The 16,324-nt window shown below is 72.3% G+C and carries 16 protein-coding genes and 1 tRNA gene; 11 read left to right on the top strand and 6 right to left on the bottom strand.

Features of this window, described 5'->3' with window-relative positions; all coding sequences use genetic code 11:
* Window positions 1–904, top strand: a 904-nt coding sequence (locus VEW93_08200) for a sterol carrier protein domain-containing protein (protein HYI61771.1), incomplete at its 5' end; no start/stop codon positions are given.
* A gap of 26 nt (window positions 905–930) precedes the next feature.
* The gene (gene ispH / locus VEW93_08205; protein HYI61772.1) at window positions 931–1,962 is read left to right on the top strand and encodes a 4-hydroxy-3-methylbut-2-enyl diphosphate reductase; all 1,032 of its coding nucleotides are present in this window, start codon (window positions 931–933) and stop codon (window positions 1,960–1,962) included.
* A 23-nt stretch (window positions 1,963–1,985) separates the two neighbouring features.
* Here ispH and VEW93_08210 read toward each other — a convergent pair whose 3' ends face one another.
* Both VEW93_08210 and VEW93_08215 read right to left on the bottom strand, forming a co-directional pair.
* Window positions 1,986–3,509, bottom strand: a complete 1,524-nt coding sequence (locus VEW93_08210) for a DUF2079 domain-containing protein (GenBank protein HYI61773.1) — start codon at window positions 3,507–3,509, stop codon at window positions 1,986–1,988.
* Window positions 3,506–4,228 (bottom strand): SOS response-associated peptidase, encoded by a 723-nt coding sequence (locus tag VEW93_08215; protein HYI61774.1) that lies wholly within the window; start codon window positions 4,226–4,228, stop codon window positions 3,506–3,508. Before VEW93_08215 ends, VEW93_08210 begins: the two co-directional genes overlap by 4 nt.
* Before the next feature lie 199 nt (window positions 4,229–4,427).
* Between VEW93_08215 and VEW93_08220 the strand changes: the two genes are divergently transcribed.
* From VEW93_08220 to VEW93_08240, 5 genes are all read left to right on the top strand, one after another.
* Window positions 4,428–6,797 (top strand): MMPL family transporter, encoded by a 2,370-nt coding sequence (locus VEW93_08220; GenBank protein ID HYI61775.1) that lies wholly within the window; start codon window positions 4,428–4,430, stop codon window positions 6,795–6,797.
* A 71-nt stretch (window positions 6,798–6,868) separates the two neighbouring features.
* Window positions 6,869–9,079 carry an FG-GAP-like repeat-containing protein gene (locus VEW93_08225; protein ID HYI61776.1) on the top strand — a complete coding sequence of 737 codons (2,211 nt, stop codon included), beginning with the start codon at window positions 6,869–6,871 and terminating at the stop codon, window positions 9,077–9,079.
* Window positions 9,080–9,125: 46 nt separating this feature from the next.
* Window positions 9,126–9,200: transfer RNA gene (locus VEW93_08230), tRNA-Pro, on the top strand.
* Window positions 9,201–9,492: 292 nt separating this feature from the next.
* A complete protein-coding gene (locus VEW93_08235) occupies window positions 9,493–9,909 on the top strand; it encodes a hypothetical protein (protein ID HYI61777.1) in 417 nt (138 codons plus the stop codon).
* Between the two features lie 186 nt (window positions 9,910–10,095).
* Window positions 10,096–10,392: an excisionase family DNA-binding protein gene (locus VEW93_08240; GenBank protein ID HYI61778.1), complete on the top strand. Its 297-nt coding sequence runs from the start codon at window positions 10,096–10,098 to the stop codon at window positions 10,390–10,392.
* Here the strand turns inward: VEW93_08240 and VEW93_08245 are convergent.
* Window positions 10,389–10,811: a hypothetical protein gene (locus tag VEW93_08245; GenBank protein ID HYI61779.1), complete on the bottom strand. Its 423-nt coding sequence runs from the start codon at window positions 10,809–10,811 to the stop codon at window positions 10,389–10,391. The genes VEW93_08240 and VEW93_08245 overlap by 4 nt on opposite strands.
* Window positions 10,812–10,957: 146 nt before the next feature.
* On the opposite strand from VEW93_08245, the gene VEW93_08250 reads away from it, so the two are divergent.
* Entirely contained in the window at window positions 10,958–11,161 is a 204-nt protein-coding gene (locus tag VEW93_08250; protein ID HYI61780.1) for a hypothetical protein, read from the top strand.
* 51 nt (window positions 11,162–11,212) lie between these two features.
* Here the strand turns inward: VEW93_08250 and VEW93_08255 are convergent, their stop codons facing one another.
* The 3 genes from VEW93_08255 to VEW93_08265 form a co-directional block, all read right to left on the bottom strand.
* Entirely contained in the window at window positions 11,213–12,811 is a 1,599-nt protein-coding gene (locus VEW93_08255) for a hypothetical protein (GenBank protein ID HYI61781.1), read from the bottom strand.
* Between the two features lie 52 nt (window positions 12,812–12,863).
* Entirely contained in the window at window positions 12,864–14,129 is a 1,266-nt protein-coding gene (locus VEW93_08260) for a site-specific integrase (protein ID HYI61782.1), read from the bottom strand.
* 299 nt (window positions 14,130–14,428) lie between these two features.
* On the bottom strand, window positions 14,429–15,070 hold the full coding sequence (locus tag VEW93_08265) for a class I SAM-dependent methyltransferase (GenBank protein ID HYI61783.1): 642 nt from the start codon (window positions 15,068–15,070) through the stop codon (window positions 14,429–14,431).
* Window positions 15,071–15,178: 108 nt separating this feature from the next.
* On the opposite strand from VEW93_08265, the gene VEW93_08270 reads away from it, so the two are divergent.
* The 3 genes from VEW93_08270 to VEW93_08280 all read left to right on the top strand — a co-directional run.
* Window positions 15,179–15,442: a hypothetical protein gene (locus VEW93_08270; GenBank protein ID HYI61784.1), complete on the top strand. Its 264-nt coding sequence runs from the start codon at window positions 15,179–15,181 to the stop codon at window positions 15,440–15,442.
* A gap of 37 nt (window positions 15,443–15,479) precedes the next feature.
* On the top strand, window positions 15,480–16,010 hold the full coding sequence (locus VEW93_08275) for a DUF1697 domain-containing protein (protein ID HYI61785.1): 531 nt from the start codon (window positions 15,480–15,482) through the stop codon (window positions 16,008–16,010).
* A 109-nt stretch (window positions 16,011–16,119) separates the two neighbouring features.
* The coding region (locus VEW93_08280; protein HYI61786.1) for a hypothetical protein at window positions 16,120–16,324 on the top strand (205 nt) is incomplete at its 3' end.

Genomic DNA, 16,324 nt, shown 5'->3' on the forward strand with positions numbered 1-16,324 from the left:
GGAGGAGGCCGCCACGGCCATGCGCGCCGCGGGCCAGCCGATCAGCGCGCTGTACCCGACCACTGCATCGCTCTATCGCAGCGTCGGCTACGAGATCGCCGGCTGGTGGGGCCTGCGGGCCGTCACGGTGGCCGACCTCCCCCGGCCGTCGGGCGAGGTGGTGTGGGAGCCGGTCGAGCCGTCCGACCCGGCGATCCCCGAGATCGCCACCGCCTCCGTCGCCGGGCGCGACGGCTGGATCAAGCCGCCACCCCGTTGGTGGATCAGCTGGGCCCATCGCCGCACCCAGAAGGGGGCGACGACGTGGACCTGGCTGGGCCGGCGGGCCGGCGAGCCGGTGGCCTTCGTCAACTACAACCACGAGAAGTCGGACCGGGCGATGTTCGACCTCGACCTGAACGTGATCCTCGGCGTCGACGGACCAGCCCTGGCCGAGGCCCTCGCCTTCGCCGGCGCCAACGGCACCACCGGCGATCGCGTGCGGACGACGCTGCCGGGCGCCCTCCTCGCCCGCCACGTACACCAGGCGTCCCGCATCCCGACGCTCGAGGACTGGCCCTGGATGGTGCGGATCCTCGATCTGCCCGGCGCCGTCGCCGCCCGCGGCTGGCCGGCCGGGCTCTCGCTCGAGGTCGACCTGCGCGTCGCCCCGCCGACCCACGTCCCCGACGACCCCACCGGGGGCGACTGGGTGCTCCGGGTCGCCGACGGCGCCGCGTCCTGCTCGCCCGGTGGGACCGGCGCGGTGGAGGTGGCGATCACCGACCTGGCCGCCCTGTACTCCGGCCACCTCGACCCCGCCCAGCTCGTCGCCGAGGGTCGTCTGGCCGGCGCCACCGAGGCCCAGGTCAGCGGGCTCCGAGCCGCCTTCGCCGGCTCTCCGAGCCTTCCGATGTTCTTCTGATCGACCCTGCTCGTAGCCTGGGTCCGATGGACGTCGAGCGTGTGCTGATCGCCGAGCCCCGTGGCTTCTGCGCCGGCGTCGAGATGGCGATCAAGGCGCTGGCCTGGATGGTCCGGGCCTTCGAGCCGCCGGTGTACTGCTACCACGAGATCGTCCACAACAAGCTGGTGGTCGACCGCTTCCGCGACCAGGGCGTGGTCTTCGTGGACGACATCGCCGAGGTCCCCGCCGGCCGGCCGGTGATGCTGTCGGCCCACGGCTCGGCCCCCGAGGTGGTGGCCGCGGCCCGGGCCAGCGGCGGATACGTGGTCGACGCCGTGTGCCCGCTGGTGACCAAGGTCCACCACGAGGTCAAGGTCCGGGCCGGCAAGGGCTATCAGATCGTCTACGTGGGCCACGACGGCCACGAGGAGGCGGTGGGCACCATGGCCGTGGCCCCCGGGGCCATCCACCGGGTCGAGACCCTGGACGAGGTGGCCGGCCTGCCCGAGTTCGACCAGCCGGTGGCCATGCTGGCCCAGACCACCCTCAGCCACCGCGACTGGTCGGGCCTGCGGGACGCGGCCCAGGCCCGGTTCCCGGAGATGTGGGTGCCGGGGCGCAGCGACCTGTGCTTCGCCACCACCAACCGCCAGACCGCCCTCCTGGAGATGGCGCCCCAGTGCGACGCCATCGTGGTCATCGGGTCGTCCAACTCGTCCAACACCATGGCCCTGGCCAAGCTGGCCTCCGAGGCCGGCTGTCCCCGGGTCTACCGGGTCAACACGGCCGACGAGCTGCCGGACGACCTGTCCGGCACCGTCGGGGTGACGGCCGGGGCGTCGGCCTACGAGGAGCTGATCGACGAGGTGGTCACCCGCCTGGGCCACACCAAGGCCGAGGCCGTGCCGGTCCGGGTCACCGACGAGGACGAGTACTTCCCCCCGCCCCGCAACCTGCGGGAGCTGGTGGCGGCCATCGACGTCGTGGCCACCCTGACCCTGGGCGGCTCCCTCCCCGACCGGCCCCCGGGCGACGACCGGGCGCTGCCGGCCAGCGACGTCCTGGCCGCCCTGTAGCAGCGCCGAGGCCGGGCCGGCGGTCAGCGCTGGGGACGGACCAGCAGGACGATGCCGGCGGCCCGGAACTCCACGTCGTAGCCCCGCTCGACCAGGGCGGCGACGACGTCGGTGCGGTCCCGCTCGTCCCAAAGGCCCACGCCGTCGTCGCCGATGGCGGTGGTGTCCAGGAGCACCGTCCGGGTGGCGGGCTCCCAGCCCTCCCCCGGGGGGGCGATGCCCAGCTCCTCGACCCGGGCCCGCTCGGCCACCAGCACCGTCACCTGGGGCGACACCGTGACGCTGGTGGCGCCGTCGACCTCGTCCAGGACGTCCACCGCGTCCATGCGGGCCCGGTCGACCTCGTCCTGGCTCCCCCAGGCCCACGGCTCGTTGAACGGCGAGGCCGGGGCCACCTGCACGAAGATGGCGATCGAGGCCAGCAGGATGGCGGCCACGACCCGGTGGTCGACCCGGATGCGGGTGACGCTGGGCTGCCCGACCCGGGACAGGGCCACGATGCCGGCCAGCACCAGGGGCACCAGGGCCAGCAGGAGCACCGACGGGAGCAGGACCTCGCCCGGGGTGGGGCCGACCGCCTGGCGCACCGCCTCCTCGCCCACCAGCCCGAGCACGATGGCGGGCAGGGCCGGCAGCACGAAGCGGGGCACCACCAGGGGCAGGAACAGCAACGGCCCCACCAGCACCACCAGGGCCCCCACGTTGGGCTGGATGACCAGGTCGGTCACCAGCCGCAGCGGGTCGCGCAGCACGGCCAGCGGGGCGGTGCCCCGGGCCAGCACCGCCTCGGCCGCGGTCATCGGGGCCCGGGGCACCGCGGGGGCCACCACCGCCAGGTAGGCCACGGTCCACAGGGCGCCGACCGAGGCCGTCACCGTCCCCGAGCGGGTGTCGCCGGAGGTGATGCCCAGCAGCCCCAGGGCCACCAGGACCATGCCCACGTCGGCCCGGGCCAGCAGGGCCAGGCCCAGGCACAGGCCGTAGGCCACCCACCGGCGCCGCTGGCCGAACCACGCCGCCCAGGCCAGGGCGGGCACGGCCGGCACCACCGCGCTCCACCCGTTGAGGTTGGCGGCGTAGATGACCGGCGCCCCGCAGTAGGCCAGGGTGAGGGCCATGGTCACCCCCAACCGGAGCTTGGCCACCTCCCGGGCCATGCGCCACAGGGGCACCACGGCCAGGCCCAGGCACAGGGGCTGGGCCACGGCCAGCACCGCCCCGATGGGCAGCCACCGGCCCAGGTGGAGCAGGGGCAGCGAGGCGAAGGCCCACTGCTCCCCCACCACGTCGCCCCCGGCCAGGGACGAGACCGGCCCCCGCCCGTGCTCCAGGTTCCAGGCCGCCTGCGACCACACCGCCAGCGACGGGCCCCCGTCCAGGGAACGCTGGGTGGCGAAGCCGATGGCCATCAGCAGCAGGGTCAGGACCCCGGCCACCAGCCAGGGCAGCGTCCGGTCGACCCACGCCGTGTCCAGCCGGGCCTGCATCCGCAGGGCGGCGGCGTCGAGCCGCCGCCGCACCGAGAGCCGCCCCCTGCCGCCCCTCACCGCTCGAGGGGGAGGGCCGGGTCGGCGGCCACCGGCTCCACCCGCTCGATCAGGTGCTCGCCCTTGTTCTGGACCTTGTTGACCTCGGTGCCCACCGGCCGGAGCACGGTGAGCTGAGGCGGGGCCGGCACCAGCAGGCGGCCCAGGGTGTCGAGGTCTTCGTGGCCCGGGTCCAACCACTCGTCCCACGCCGAGGGGGGCAGCATCACCGGCATGCGGTCGTGGATCTCGGCCATGACCTCGTTGGCCGTGGTGGTGACGACGGTGCAGGAGCGCAGGTGCTCCGAGCCGTCCTTGCCCGGGCCGTGCCACACCGTCCACAGGCCGGCGAAGGCGTAGGGCTCACCGTCGGTGCGGTGGATGAAGTACGGCTGCTTGGCCCTCTGGCCGGGGACCTTGTGCCACTCGTAGAAGCCGTCGGTGGGGATGAGGCACCGCCGCCGACGGAAGGAGGGCTTGAACGCCCCCTTGGTGGCCAGGGTCTCGGCCCGGGCGTTGATCATGCGGCTGCCGACCTTGGGGTCCTTGGCCCAGCTCGGCACCAGCCCCCAGTGGAAGGCGTCGACCCGGCGCACCCCGCCGTCGGCGTGCACCACGTACACGTCGTTGGTGGGGGCCACGTTCCAGCTCGGCTCCAGGCTCTCCTCCGGCGTCCCTTCGGCCCCGAAGTAGGACGCCAGGTCGGCCGGCGAGCTGGAGGACACGAAGCGGCCGCACACGGCGCGAGACGCTACCGGGTCGCCCCCGGCCGATCCCCTGACCCAGCGGTCAGGTGTACGGCGCGGGGTGGCGACGGGCCCCCGACCAGGGTCGCAGCCCGGCCGGGGGGTGACATCGGTCTCGACCGCACCCTCCGCTTGTCGCCGGGGGCGGCCAGCGGCAACCCTGAGGCGTTCGTCCCGTTCCCTGGAGGTCGTGGTGTTCGCAGGTCTCGGTCGCTGGTGCCACGACCACCGCAAGCTCGTCCTGCTGCTGTGGGTGGTCACCCTCGTCATCGGCGGCATGGCCCTCGGCGCCGCCGGCACCGAGTCGCGCTCGGAGTTCACCCTCCCCGACGTCGAGAGCCGCCGGGGCTTCGACCTGCTCGAGGAGCACTTCCCGGTGGGCGCCGGGCAGCGGGGCTCGATCGTGTTCGTGGCCGAGGAGGGCTCCTCGGTCACCGACCCCGGGGTTCGGGCCGAGATGGAGGCGCTCTTCACCGAGGTCCAGGCCATCGACGTCGAGGTCGAGGGCCAGACCACGCCGGTGTCGGTGCTCTCCCCCTACGACCAGGGCGGCGAGTCGCGCATCGCCACCGAGGGCGACCTGGCCGGCCGCCTGGCCTACGCCGAGGTGGAGCTGCCGGCCGACGCCACCTTCGAGCAGGCCGTGGAGGTGGCCGACGAGATCCGGCCCCGGGCCGAGCAGGTCGACGGCGTCGAGGTCATCCTGGGCGGCCAGACCTTCGCCGAGTTCGAGGAGCCGTCGTCGGAGGTCCTGGGCCTGGGCTTCGCCATCTGCATCCTGATCCTGGCCTTCGGCTCGGTCCTGGCCATGGGCCTGCCCATCGGGGTGGCCCTCTTCGGCATCGGCCTGGGCTCGATCCTGGTCGGCCTGCTGTCGCACGTGGCCACCATCCCCGACTTCGCCACCGTGCTGGGGGTGATGATCGGCCTGGGGGTGGGCATCGACTACGCCCTGTTCATCGTCACCCGCTACCGGGAGAACCTGCACGCCGGCATGTCGGTGCGCAAGGCCACCGTCGTGGCCATCGACACCTCGGGCCGGGCCGTGGTCTTCGCCGGCACCACCGTGGTCATCTCCCTGCTCGGGATGCTGGTCATGAACATCAGCTTCGTGACTGGCCTGGCCATCGGGGCGGCCAGCGTGGTGGCCGTCACCATGGTGGCCTCGGTGACGCTGCTCCCGGCCCTGCTCGGCTTCGCCGGCGCCAAGGTGGAGGTGACCCGGTGGCGGGGCCTGATCGCCGCCGGCCTGGTGGCCGTGGCCCTGGTGGGCATCGGGCTCAAGGTCCCGGCCCTGGGGATGCTGATCCCCCTGGCCGCGGTGGTCATCGCCCTCGGCTTCGTGGTGAAGCCCCTCAAGCGGGAGGTGCCCCTCCAGTCGCGGCGGGCGCCGGAGCAGATGTTCTCCTACCGCTGGAGCCGGGCCGTGCAGCACCACCCGGTGCGGGCCCTGCTGGCCGGGGCGGTCTTCCTGGGCGTCCTGGCCCTGCCGGTGTTCGGCCTGCGGTTGGGCTTCTCCGACGAGGGCAACTACCCCCAGGGCTCGGACACCCGGCGGGCCTACGACCTGCTGGCCGAGGGCTTCGGCCCCGGCTCCAACGGGCCCCTCCTGCTGGTGTCGCCGGCCCCCGACGGCGCTGATCCCGCCGCCCTGGAGGGTGTCACCCGGGCCCTGCGGGAGGCCGACGGGGTGGCCTTCGCCGCCGGCCCCGTCCCCAACACCACCGACGGGCCGCCGGACGCCTTCCTCTGGAACGTCGTCCCCACCTCGGCCCCGCAGGACGCCGAGACCACCCAGCTGGTCTCCCACCTGCGCGACGACGTCCTGCCCGAGGCCACCGCCGGCACCGGCCTGGACGTGGCCGTCACCGGCACGGTGGCCATCGGCGTCGACTTCTCCGACTACCTGGCGTCGCGGCTGCTGTGGTTCTTCGCCGCCGTGCTCACGCTCTCGTTCATCCTGCTCATGGTGGTGTTCCGGTCGCTGCTGGTGCCGCTCAAGGCCGTGCTCATGAACCTGCTGTCCATCGGAGCCGCCTACGGCGTGATCGTGGCGGCCTTCCAGTGGGGCTGGCTCGGGGGGCTGCTCAACTTCGACGGCGCCCCGGTCGAGCCGTTCATGCCCATGATGCTCTTCGCCATCGTGTTCGGGCTGTCCATGGACTACGAGGTGTTCCTGCTGTCCCGGGTGAAGGAGGAGTGGGACCGCACCGGCGACAGCCACCTCTCGGTGGCCAACGGCCTGGCCGCCACCGCCCGGGTCATCACCGCCGCCGCCCTCATCATGGTGTTCGTCTTCGGGAGCTTCCTGCTGGAGAACGACCGGGTCATCAAGCTGTTCGGCACCGGCCTGGCCACCGCCGTGCTCCTGGACGCCACCGTGGTCCGCATGCTGCTGGTGCCGGCCACCATGGAGCTGCTGGGCGACCGCAACTGGTGGCTGCCCCGCTGGCTCGACCGGATCCTCCCCCGGGTCGAGGTCGAGGGCCACGCCGAGGACGAGACCGACCCAGACGACCCGGGCCCCACCTCCGAGCCCGAGCGCGAGCTCACCCCGGCCTGACCACCCCACCGCTCCGGCGCTGGCGCCCGAGCGCGCCGGGCTCCCCGGCCCACCGGTCCTAGGCTGCCGGCGTGGCGCGGCGGAGGGGACCCATGGCCGGCGGGCGGGGGCGCGCCCGGCGCCGGGCGCGGTGGGCCCTGGTGGCCGTCGTGGTCGCTTCCGGCGCGGTGGGCCCGGGGCCGGCCGCCGCCGTCCCCGACGACCCTCCGGCCGCGGCCCCCGGCGCGGCGCGGGCTGCGGCGACGCTCCGCCTGGACCGCCGGTTCGACCACGTCCTGCGGGGCAACTTCTCCGGTGACGGCTCGGCCGCCTCGTTCTCGGCCCCGGCCATCACCGACGTCACCGGCGACGGCCAGGCCGAGATCGTCACCGCCACCGTGGACGGGTGGGTCATGGCCCTGCGCCCCGACGGCACCCCCTTGTGGAGCGCGGACCTGGGCGAGACCTCGATCCAGTCCTCGCCGGCGGTGGCCGACGTGACCGGCGAGGGTCGGCCCGACGTGGTGGTGGGCACCCTCGACGGCCGGGTGGTGCTGCTCGACGGGGCCACCGGGGCCACGGTGCGGACCTTCCGCGACGGGGGGATCCAGGGCTGCCTCCCGCTGTGCTTCCCCCGGGGGTTCCACTCCACCCCGGCTCTGGGCGACGTCGACGGGGACGGCCGGCGCGACATCGTGGCCAGCAGCTACAACCACTTCCTCTACGCCTGGACCGCCACCGGCCGCCTGATCTTCCGCCGCGACCTCTACGACACGAGCTGGTCGTCACCGGTCATCGCCGATGTCGACCGCGACGGGGCCAACGAGATCATCGTCGGCAGCGACGTGGAGGCCAGCAACCACGTGCTGGGCGGCCCTGACGGCGGGATCCTGTGGGTGGTCGACGGTCGCGGCGTCGAGCTCCCCGGCTACCCCAAGCGGTTCCCGGGCCAGGTCATCTGGTCGTCGCCAGCGGTGGCCGACCTGGACGGTGACGGCAACCTCGACATCGTGGTCGGGTCGGGCGTGTACTTCCCCGATCCCGCCGGCCGGCAGGTCATCGCCGTCACCGCCCGCACCGGCCGGGCCCTCCCCGGGTGGCCCGTCCCCACCGACGGCCGGGTCATGAGCTCCCCCGCCATCGGCGACCTCACCGGCGACGGCCGGCCCGAGGTGGTGGTGGCCTCGGAGGGCGGTTACCTCTCCGCCCTCGACGCCGACGGCCGGCTGCGGTGGGTGGCCTGCGACCGCAACGTCGGCAATCCGTGCAGCCCCGGCGGCGCCGGCACCCACTCCAGCCCGGCCATCGCCGACGTGGACGGTGACGGCCAGGCCGAGGTGGTGTCGGCCCTGGAGCTGACCCTGCGGGTCTACTCGGGTGACGACGGCACGGTGGAGGCCGTGCTCCCGGTGGGCGACCCCGCCTCCAGCGTGGTCCCGGCCACGGCCCCCAGCATCGGGGAGGTCGGGGGCCGCACCGTCATCGCCTACCAGGACCACGTCCGGCGAAGCCACGGGCAGCCCTACGGGCGGGCCGGCGACGTCCACCGGGTGCAGATCCTCACCACCGACCGGGGCCTGTGCCGGACGCCGTGGGCGTCGTTCAAGGCCGGGGCGGCCCGCACCGGCCGGCCCTCCACCAACGCCACCCGCTGGACGCCGTTCGAGTGCCCGGCCCCCTTCGTCGACCAGCAGTACCGGGACTTCCTGGGCCGCGAACCCGACGCGCCGGGCCGGGCCCACTGGACGGGCCGGCTCCACCACGGCACCCGCACCGGCTCGTGGATGATCAACGCCTTCCTCCGCACGCCCGAGTTCGAGGCCGTCGTCGCCCCCGTGGCCCGCGCCCACCTGGGGGTCACCGGCACCTACCCGGCCTCGGCGGCGACGGTCCGGGCCGGTGTCGCCCGCCTCCGCCGGGGCACCCCGCTGGCCACCGTGGCCGACGACCTGGTGGAGGCCACCCCGGCAGTGGCGGGCCTGTCCGACCGGGACTTCGTCCGGGCCGCCTACCGCCAGGCCCTGGGCCGCAGCCCGACGGCCGGCGAGCTGGCCACCGACACCGGCCGGCTGGGTGCCGGCACCACCCGGGGGAGCCTGGTGGCCGAGCTCACCGAGGGCACCGCCGGCCGGACCTTCCTGCGGGCGCCGGTGGACGTCGTCATGCTCTACCTGGGGATGCTGGGCCGGGCCCCCGACGCACCGGGCTACGCCTACTGGGTCCCGGAGACCCGCCGGAGGGGCGCCGACCGCCTCATCCGGGGCATCCAGGGCTCCCCGGAGTACCGGGCCCGCGTCACCTGATCGGGGTTCGGTCGCCGAGGGCCTCGCCGCTAAGGTGGCCGACCCACGGGCTGTGGCGCAGCTTGGTTAGCGCGCTTGACTGGGGGTCAAGAGGTCGGGAGTTCGAATCTCCCCAGCCCGACGTAGGAATCCCAGGTCAGAGCCACCCTCACGGGTGGCTCTCCTGCTTCCAGACCCAAAGGTTGCTACCGGGTTGCTACGCCGACTTGTGCTGGTCCGGTGTGCGGGCCCGGTTCATGGTGGACATCGTGGCCCCGGTAGGTGGCTACCCTCCGCCCGAGCACTTCGTCCTGCGCGCCCATGACATGGTGCGGAAGGCATCCGGATGGCTCATCTCGATGGGTCACTTAACGCGGCGGGGTGGCCACGGAGACTCGGGCCTTGGCTCGTCCGTTGGGGTAGAATGTCGCCCCATGCCAGCCGACCAGATGCTGTCCACCTTGGCCACGGCGGTCGCGGGCGCAGCTCTCGCTCTGATCGTTCAGGAGGTTGATCGCCGACGAAACACTCGCGCCCGCCGCGCCGGGCGCTTGAGCGAGGCGCTCGAAGACGCCCTCGCGGTCGCCAACGACAGCTGGTACGCGGCACTGGAGAGGGCGAACAGCCCTCAGGGGTGGACGGCAGCCCAGATCGCTCAGTCACGGGCGGTCGCTCACCTGCGCCACCGCGGCAGTGAGGGCCAACTTCAGGCCTTCACGGCACTCCTCGATGTGAACAGGGAGTTGTCAGAGCTCGTCTGCTCAGCGCCTCCGTTGAGCCGCACTGATGCCGAGTTGATCCAACTGACAAATCGTTGGCGAGACCGGCGAAACAGGTTGCTGGCGGCCTAGCAACCCGCCGCCCAGCAGAATCCAGGTCGGCTAGGCACAACGCATGTTCAGAGTCCCAGTCCTGTGCAGCCTCTATCGGCTTCGGTGACCGTATGCGTCTCGGGTTCAACGGCCGAGAGACCGGGCATGCGGCGATCCACGAGGCCGGCGACTTGCTGACGGAGGTGGGCCAGCTCGTCGCGCTTGATGTCGTTCTCGACGTTGGTGATCGTCTGTTGGAGATCGTCGGCAGCAGGCTGGCCGACGGCCGCCCACCTCGCCTCGGCGGCGTCGAGAGCGGGAGTGAGGGCATCGGCTCTCGAAGTGCGGTGCGACGGTCTCGGCGTCGATGTTCGCCATGTCCGCCGCCTCGTCCACGAACGGCGCATTCCGTTCGTGAAGTGGGGTCACCTGCTCTGCTTCGACCCCGCCGAGATCGACCTGTGGATCGACCAGAGCCGCCGCGGCCTGCGAATGACGGCGAGCGAGCGCCCGGGTGCCTAGTGGGGCATCGTCCACGTCCGTGGTGGGCGGGACTCGACGACGGTGAAGCCGGCGACGCTGTTGCCCTGGTCGACTAGCTCGACCCCTACGTAGGCGCCCTGATCGTCTTCGGGGTCGAGGGCGAACACGTCCACCTGGCTCGGGTGGTCGCTCTCGGTGCGGCCGGCGATGCGCACGACGCCGTGCGCATCGGCGGCCTCGAACCCGAGTCGCTCGAACCCGTTGGGATCAATCAGGACCACCCGGCAGACATCGTCGTCGGCCGTAAGCCGGATGCGGTCTGCGCCGGACGCGTCCATGACGACGACCCGACGGGTACGGACCTCGGTCTCGACCTCGAGACGAAGCCTCGCCACGTCCTCCCGCAGCCGCTCGACCGCCGCCAGGTCGTCCGTGCTGGGGAGCGTATCGTCACTCATCGTCGGGACCTCCTGTGGGTTCCGTCCACGGCCCCGGGCAGCTACCACTGCGCCGGGGCCACCGTGCGTCTCCGGTCGAAGACGTGGTGCCATCCATACCCACCGTTTTCACATGAACACGTGGATTGGCTTCTAGCGTCGGCGGCGTGGGGCGAACCGTCGAGGTCGAGAACCTGATCGACGCCCAAGGCATCGCCGACCGGCTGGGCGTCTCCCACCGCCAAGCGATCAGCGTCTACATGCAGCGGTACCCCGACTTCCCCCAGCCGCTCGGCATGTGGGGTCGCACCCGCCTGTGGGACTGGCTCGAGGTCGAGGATTGGGCACACCGGACGGGCCGGCTCGCCTAGTTGCCGAGCAGGGAAGCGACCTCGCTGCTCACGATGCAGCGGTTCCGAACTTCAGGGCGACGGGGAGTCGAGCGGGAGCTTCTCGGCGCGGGCCTGGTGGAACTGGCCCAGGTCGAGGATCGCTCGACGGATCGCTCGGAGGTCCTGGGGTGGTACGTCGACCCACTCCGGAGAGTCTGCCCCGACGTTGAATAGTCCCTTGGGCTCGTACGTCGTGGAGATCAGGTCGACGTAGGCGCCGTAGTCGATGACCCATACGTCGAAACGCTCGCCCGGTCGATCTTGCGCCGAGTAACCCCTCCGCACGACGTGAAGCACCCGAGCGTCGAAGAGGGCCAGCAGGAGACCATCGCGAGACTGGTCCTGGTTGACGAGGAAGCCCCGTGAGCGCTTCCCGCGAATGACCTGATCGATGACCCAACGGAGCAAGGCGGTCGCCTCTTCGCGACTGCGGAGAGCGGCCTCCTTGTCCGAGGTGAACCACGCCTGGGCGGCGCTGCGCACGTTGTCGACCGAAATCCTGTCGCTTCCGGCCTGCATGCCGGCCTTCGCGGCGATGTTGATGGCGTCACGCGGCACGCCCTCGGCTGCTCGGACCAGCTCATCGAACGCGCGGCGGTCCTTGAAGCCCTTCGCGATCAAGTTGCCGGTGCCCAGGACCCCAGCAGGGAGCTCGTCGGACATGAGATGAGCGGTCAGGAGTTCGACGAAGAACGAACGCGCCCGATCCTCGTTCTGCTCGAAGACCATGAAGTCGTCGAGGTTGACGTTGGCGGTGACGTCGGCGCCGAGTTCGATTCCGACCTCGGCGCCATCATCGAGCGCACGCCGGAACACGGTCTGCTGCTCGATGGCGGCGATCTTCACGGTTGCGTTCGCGAGGGGGAGGACGCACCGCACCAAGAACTCGCCAAGGAGCGGCTGAATCGAACTCGGGACACTGCTCCACTCGTCGAGCAGGAGCCAGACGCGCCGGGGCGCGAGTTCGCCGAGGATCGTCCGTAGCGCCTGAGCGACTGCGGCGAAATGGAGGTGGATCCTCTCGGGTCCCTGACGCAGCTCGCGAAGACGGCTACCGGTGCCATCGGTGTTCTCGGAGCCCAGAGAGACACCGATCGTGGCTGCCGGACCAACGGCCGCCGTCAGGCCGCCGGACGATCCCGACGTCGTCGTGCGCTCGGCCTCCGCTTCGACCTCCGCCAGCGGAACCCTGACCTCGGTGATCCCGTCCACGAGGGCGTCCAGGCCAGCAACGAGTCGCCCGTTCCCGAGGAGATCAGCGTTGTCGAGGACGTACTTGAGCAGCTCTTCGTGAACCTGCCCGAGCAGGTCGACCAGCAGCCGCGCCGTGCGCTCCGTCTCCGGAACGGCGCCGGCAGCGAACAGCCCCTCCGGCGACCCGACCGTACGAAGGTCCACATAGATCGACAGGTGGCCTTGCGACTCGATGACGCCCTGGGCGTATCTCAGCGCGTGAGTCTTGCCGGTACCTCGGCGACCGAACATGACCTGGTGGTCGTCGATCTCGAGCGCAGCGGTGACGCCGCTGTCGACGAACGTCTTGCGGAGATGCTCGTCCGACTTCTGATCTGCGCGGCGCGGGACCCTGGCAAGACCACGATTGATCGGGGACAAGGCGCCGTTCGACACGCTGGGAACGTAGCGCGAGGGGCGGCGACTGGGGTGAGGCGGCCGCGCCCGGTCAATCCACCTCAGCCCAGAGGGCGGCGGTCATGGCGTCAGCGGCGATGGCGCCGGCGTCGTCGAAGAGGTGGCCGTAGACGTCGCTGGTGATGCGGATCGAGGCGTGGCCGAGGGTCTCGGACACGATCTTCATCGGCACGCCCTGGGCGATCAGCAGCGAGGCGGCGGAGGGGCGCAGCTCGTGGGGCGACCATCGGTACTTGGTCGACCACGGGCCCTTCGGGGAGGCGGGCCGCTCGTCCTCGGGCGTGAACGCCCTCATCGTCACGTCGTAGACGAGGTTGCGGAAGTTGTCCGGGTCGATCGGGGTGCCGACCGGGGTGCGGAAGACGAGGTCGAGGCCCAGGGGTCGCTCGGGCCACACGCTGCCGGCCATCAGCCGCTCCTCGGCCTGCCGAGCCCGGTGCGCCCGCAGCGCGGCCACGACCGGGACCGGCAGGTGGACCGACCGTCGGCTCTTGGCCGTCTTGGTGTCGTTCACCTCGATGCCTCGACCGGTCACCCGGGTGAGGTTCCGCCGCACGGTGAGACGTGGGGGAGTGGCGTCGAGGGTGAGGTCCGACCAGGCGAGTCCGAGCAGCTCGGCCCGCCGCAGGCCGAGGGCGAGGGCGACGGCGAAGGCGAAGGCCGCCTCCATCCGGTCCCCTGCGGCGTATGCGAGCAGCTGCCGCGCCTGCTCCGGGGTGAGCGTGCGGCCCTCACGGGTGCCGACCTTGACCCCGTCGGCGATGGCGGCGACGTTGCGCGTCACCATGCCCTCGGCCTCGCCCCAGCGCAGCGCCCGGCGGAGCACGGACCGCGCCAGGCGACGGGTGTTGCCCGCCCGGCCCTCGGCCTCCAGCGCTCGGAGCATCAGCGAGACGTGGCGCGCCTGGAGTGTGCGCAGGCGCATCTGGCCGATGTGAGAGACCACGTAGAGCCGGACGACGTCCCGGTACATCTTCTCGGTCGACGGCGCCACGGTGCCCGGCAGCACGTCGTCCAGCCACATGCTCAGGAACCGGGCGACGGTGAGATCCCGAGGGGCGGGATTCATGCCGACCTCAACTGCGCCTTGGAGCTCACGTAGCCGATCGAGCGCCTCCACCTTGGTCCGGCCGGTCACGCTCTTGCGGATCTGTCGCTGGCGGATCGTCCCCTCGGCGTCGACGTAGTCCTCGAAGCCGACGGTGACGGTGCCGACCCACCGGCCGCGTGCCTTCTCGTGGCGGACTCCGCCCTCGCCGTTGGCTCTGGTTCGACGTCGGCTCTCCACCTTCGTCACCGCCTCGGAGGCTGCTACCGGGTTGCTACGCAGCCTAGATCAGTGTGTGACACGACGGATTCTGAGGGTACCGGTGGGACCAGAACGACGCCTCTAACCTGCGGCGATGGGACACTGGCGGCATCTCGCCAGTTGTGGCGGTAAACGCCGAACTCGGTCTGGGGGTCAAGAGGTCGGGAGTTCGAATCTCCCCAGCCCGACCACCGAAGTGCAGGTCAGAGCCACCCTCAGGGGTGGCTCTCCTGCTGTCAGGGCCCGAGGCTCAGCGACGTAGGGGTCTCGGGCCGCCCGCTCTGCCGTCAGTGGCGAAGGACCAGGACGGCCTGGGGGTCGAGCTCGTCGGCTCGGGGTGGCCGGACCAGTCGCTCGACCTCGTGCCACCCGCCTGGCCGGCCGGCGGCCACGACCGTGTCGGGGGAGCGGCGCCGGCTGGTGAGCTCGACGGCGTGGCCGTAGGCCTGCCGGAGGTGCTTCGTCTCGTCGCCGACGTGGAAGCCCAGCAGCAGGAGCCCACCGGGGGCCACGATGCGGCCCAGCTCCGCGAAGGCGTCGACCAGCTCGTCGTCGGGTGCGTACATGGTGGAGTACCAGGCAACGGCGCTGGCGGCCGAGCCGCTGGCCAGCGGCAGGGCGTCGAGCGCGCCCACGAGCAGCGGCGCGTCCGGCTGCTCCTGGCGGGCGACGGCCAGCATCCCCGGGGAGAGGTCGATGCCGACCACCTCGCCGCCGGCCGCCAGGTGCGGGAGCAGGCGGCCCGTCCCACACCCGACGTCGAGGATCAGCCCTCCGCCGTTGCCGCGGTGTCGGTCCACGAAGCGGGCCACGACGTCGAGCTCGTCGGGGTGCACGTCAGAGGAGCCGCCGACGAGTCGGTGGTAGTCGGCGGCGACGGTGTCGTGCGCGTCCCGGGTCGCTCCCCGGAGCCGCCATCGGTCGGTCACCGCGCCATGGTGGCGGGTCCGGCCGACGGTACGCGAACCACAAAGGCAGTGCAGGTGAGGGCCGGTCCACCAAGGCGTCCCGCGCCAAGCTGTGGCTAGGGTCGGCGCGTGGATGGCACCGGCACGGACGACGGCGGCGTCCTGCTCCGGCTCTCTTGCGACGAGGTCATGGTCCTGCACGAGGCGCTCAGCCGTACCGAGTGGGCCGACGACCTCGAGGCGGTGATGCTCGAACCCGGTGCAGAGCGTCAGGTCGCCACCGACCTCATGCTCGCCCTGCGACCAGGCGTCCCCCACCTGGGCACCCAGGCCTACGGAGCCGCGCTCTCGGTCGCCGAGGCTCGAGTGGTCGACCGCGACCGTCGCCCGTGAGCCCAAGACACCCGCACCGGGGGATGGCGTGACGGTGATGGTGGCCCTCCTGCGGGGCGTCAACGTGGGGGGCCGGGGCACGCTGGCCATGGCCGACCTGCGCCGGGTGGCGGAGGGTTGCGGCCACACCGACGTCCGCACCTACGTCCAGAGCGGCAACCTCGTGTTCTCCACCACCTCTCGCAGCACCCGGACGGTGGCCGACGGCCTGCGCGACGCCATCGCGGAGGCCACCGACGTCCGCCCCGACGTGGTGGTGCGGACCGCCCGGGAGCTCCACCGGGTCATCGACGACAACCCCTACGCCGACCGCGATCCCGAGCCCACCCAGCTCCACGTGGTCTTCCTGCCCGGCACGGCCAAGGCCTCGCTCCCGGGCCTGGACCTGGACGCGTTCGCGCCCGAGCACGCCACGGCCCGGGGCCAGCACCTCTACCTGTACCTGCCCGACGGCGCGGGCCGCAGCAAGCTGGCCACCACCCTGGCCCGGGGGGCGGGAGCGGAGGGCACCATGCGCAACTGGCGCACCGTCACCAAGCTGGCCGAGATGGCCGACGCCACCCCCTGAGGAGCCTGCTGGCGCCCCGGCCCGCTCCGGGGTCGCCGCTCAGAGCTGCGGGGGCACCTGGAGGCTCATGTGCACCTGGCGGGGTTGAGCGAACGTCTGTTCGGGCACGGTGGACCTCGTGAAGATGGCCGATGGTCCGAGTCCCAGCTCCAGGCCCGCGCTGGTGGATGTGGCGACGCGGCTGGGTGAGGTGGAGGTGCTGCTGGCGGGGCTGGCGGGTGATCTGGTGCCCGAGCGGGTGCCGGGGCACGCGTTGGAGCGGGTGATGGGGGTCCTGGGGCGCATCGAGCGGCGGGCCGGTGGGGCCCGGCTGG

It is taken from the genome of Acidimicrobiales bacterium, assembly GCA_035630295.1.
Classification (GTDB): domain Bacteria; phylum Actinomycetota; class Acidimicrobiia; order Acidimicrobiales; family Iamiaceae; genus Iamia.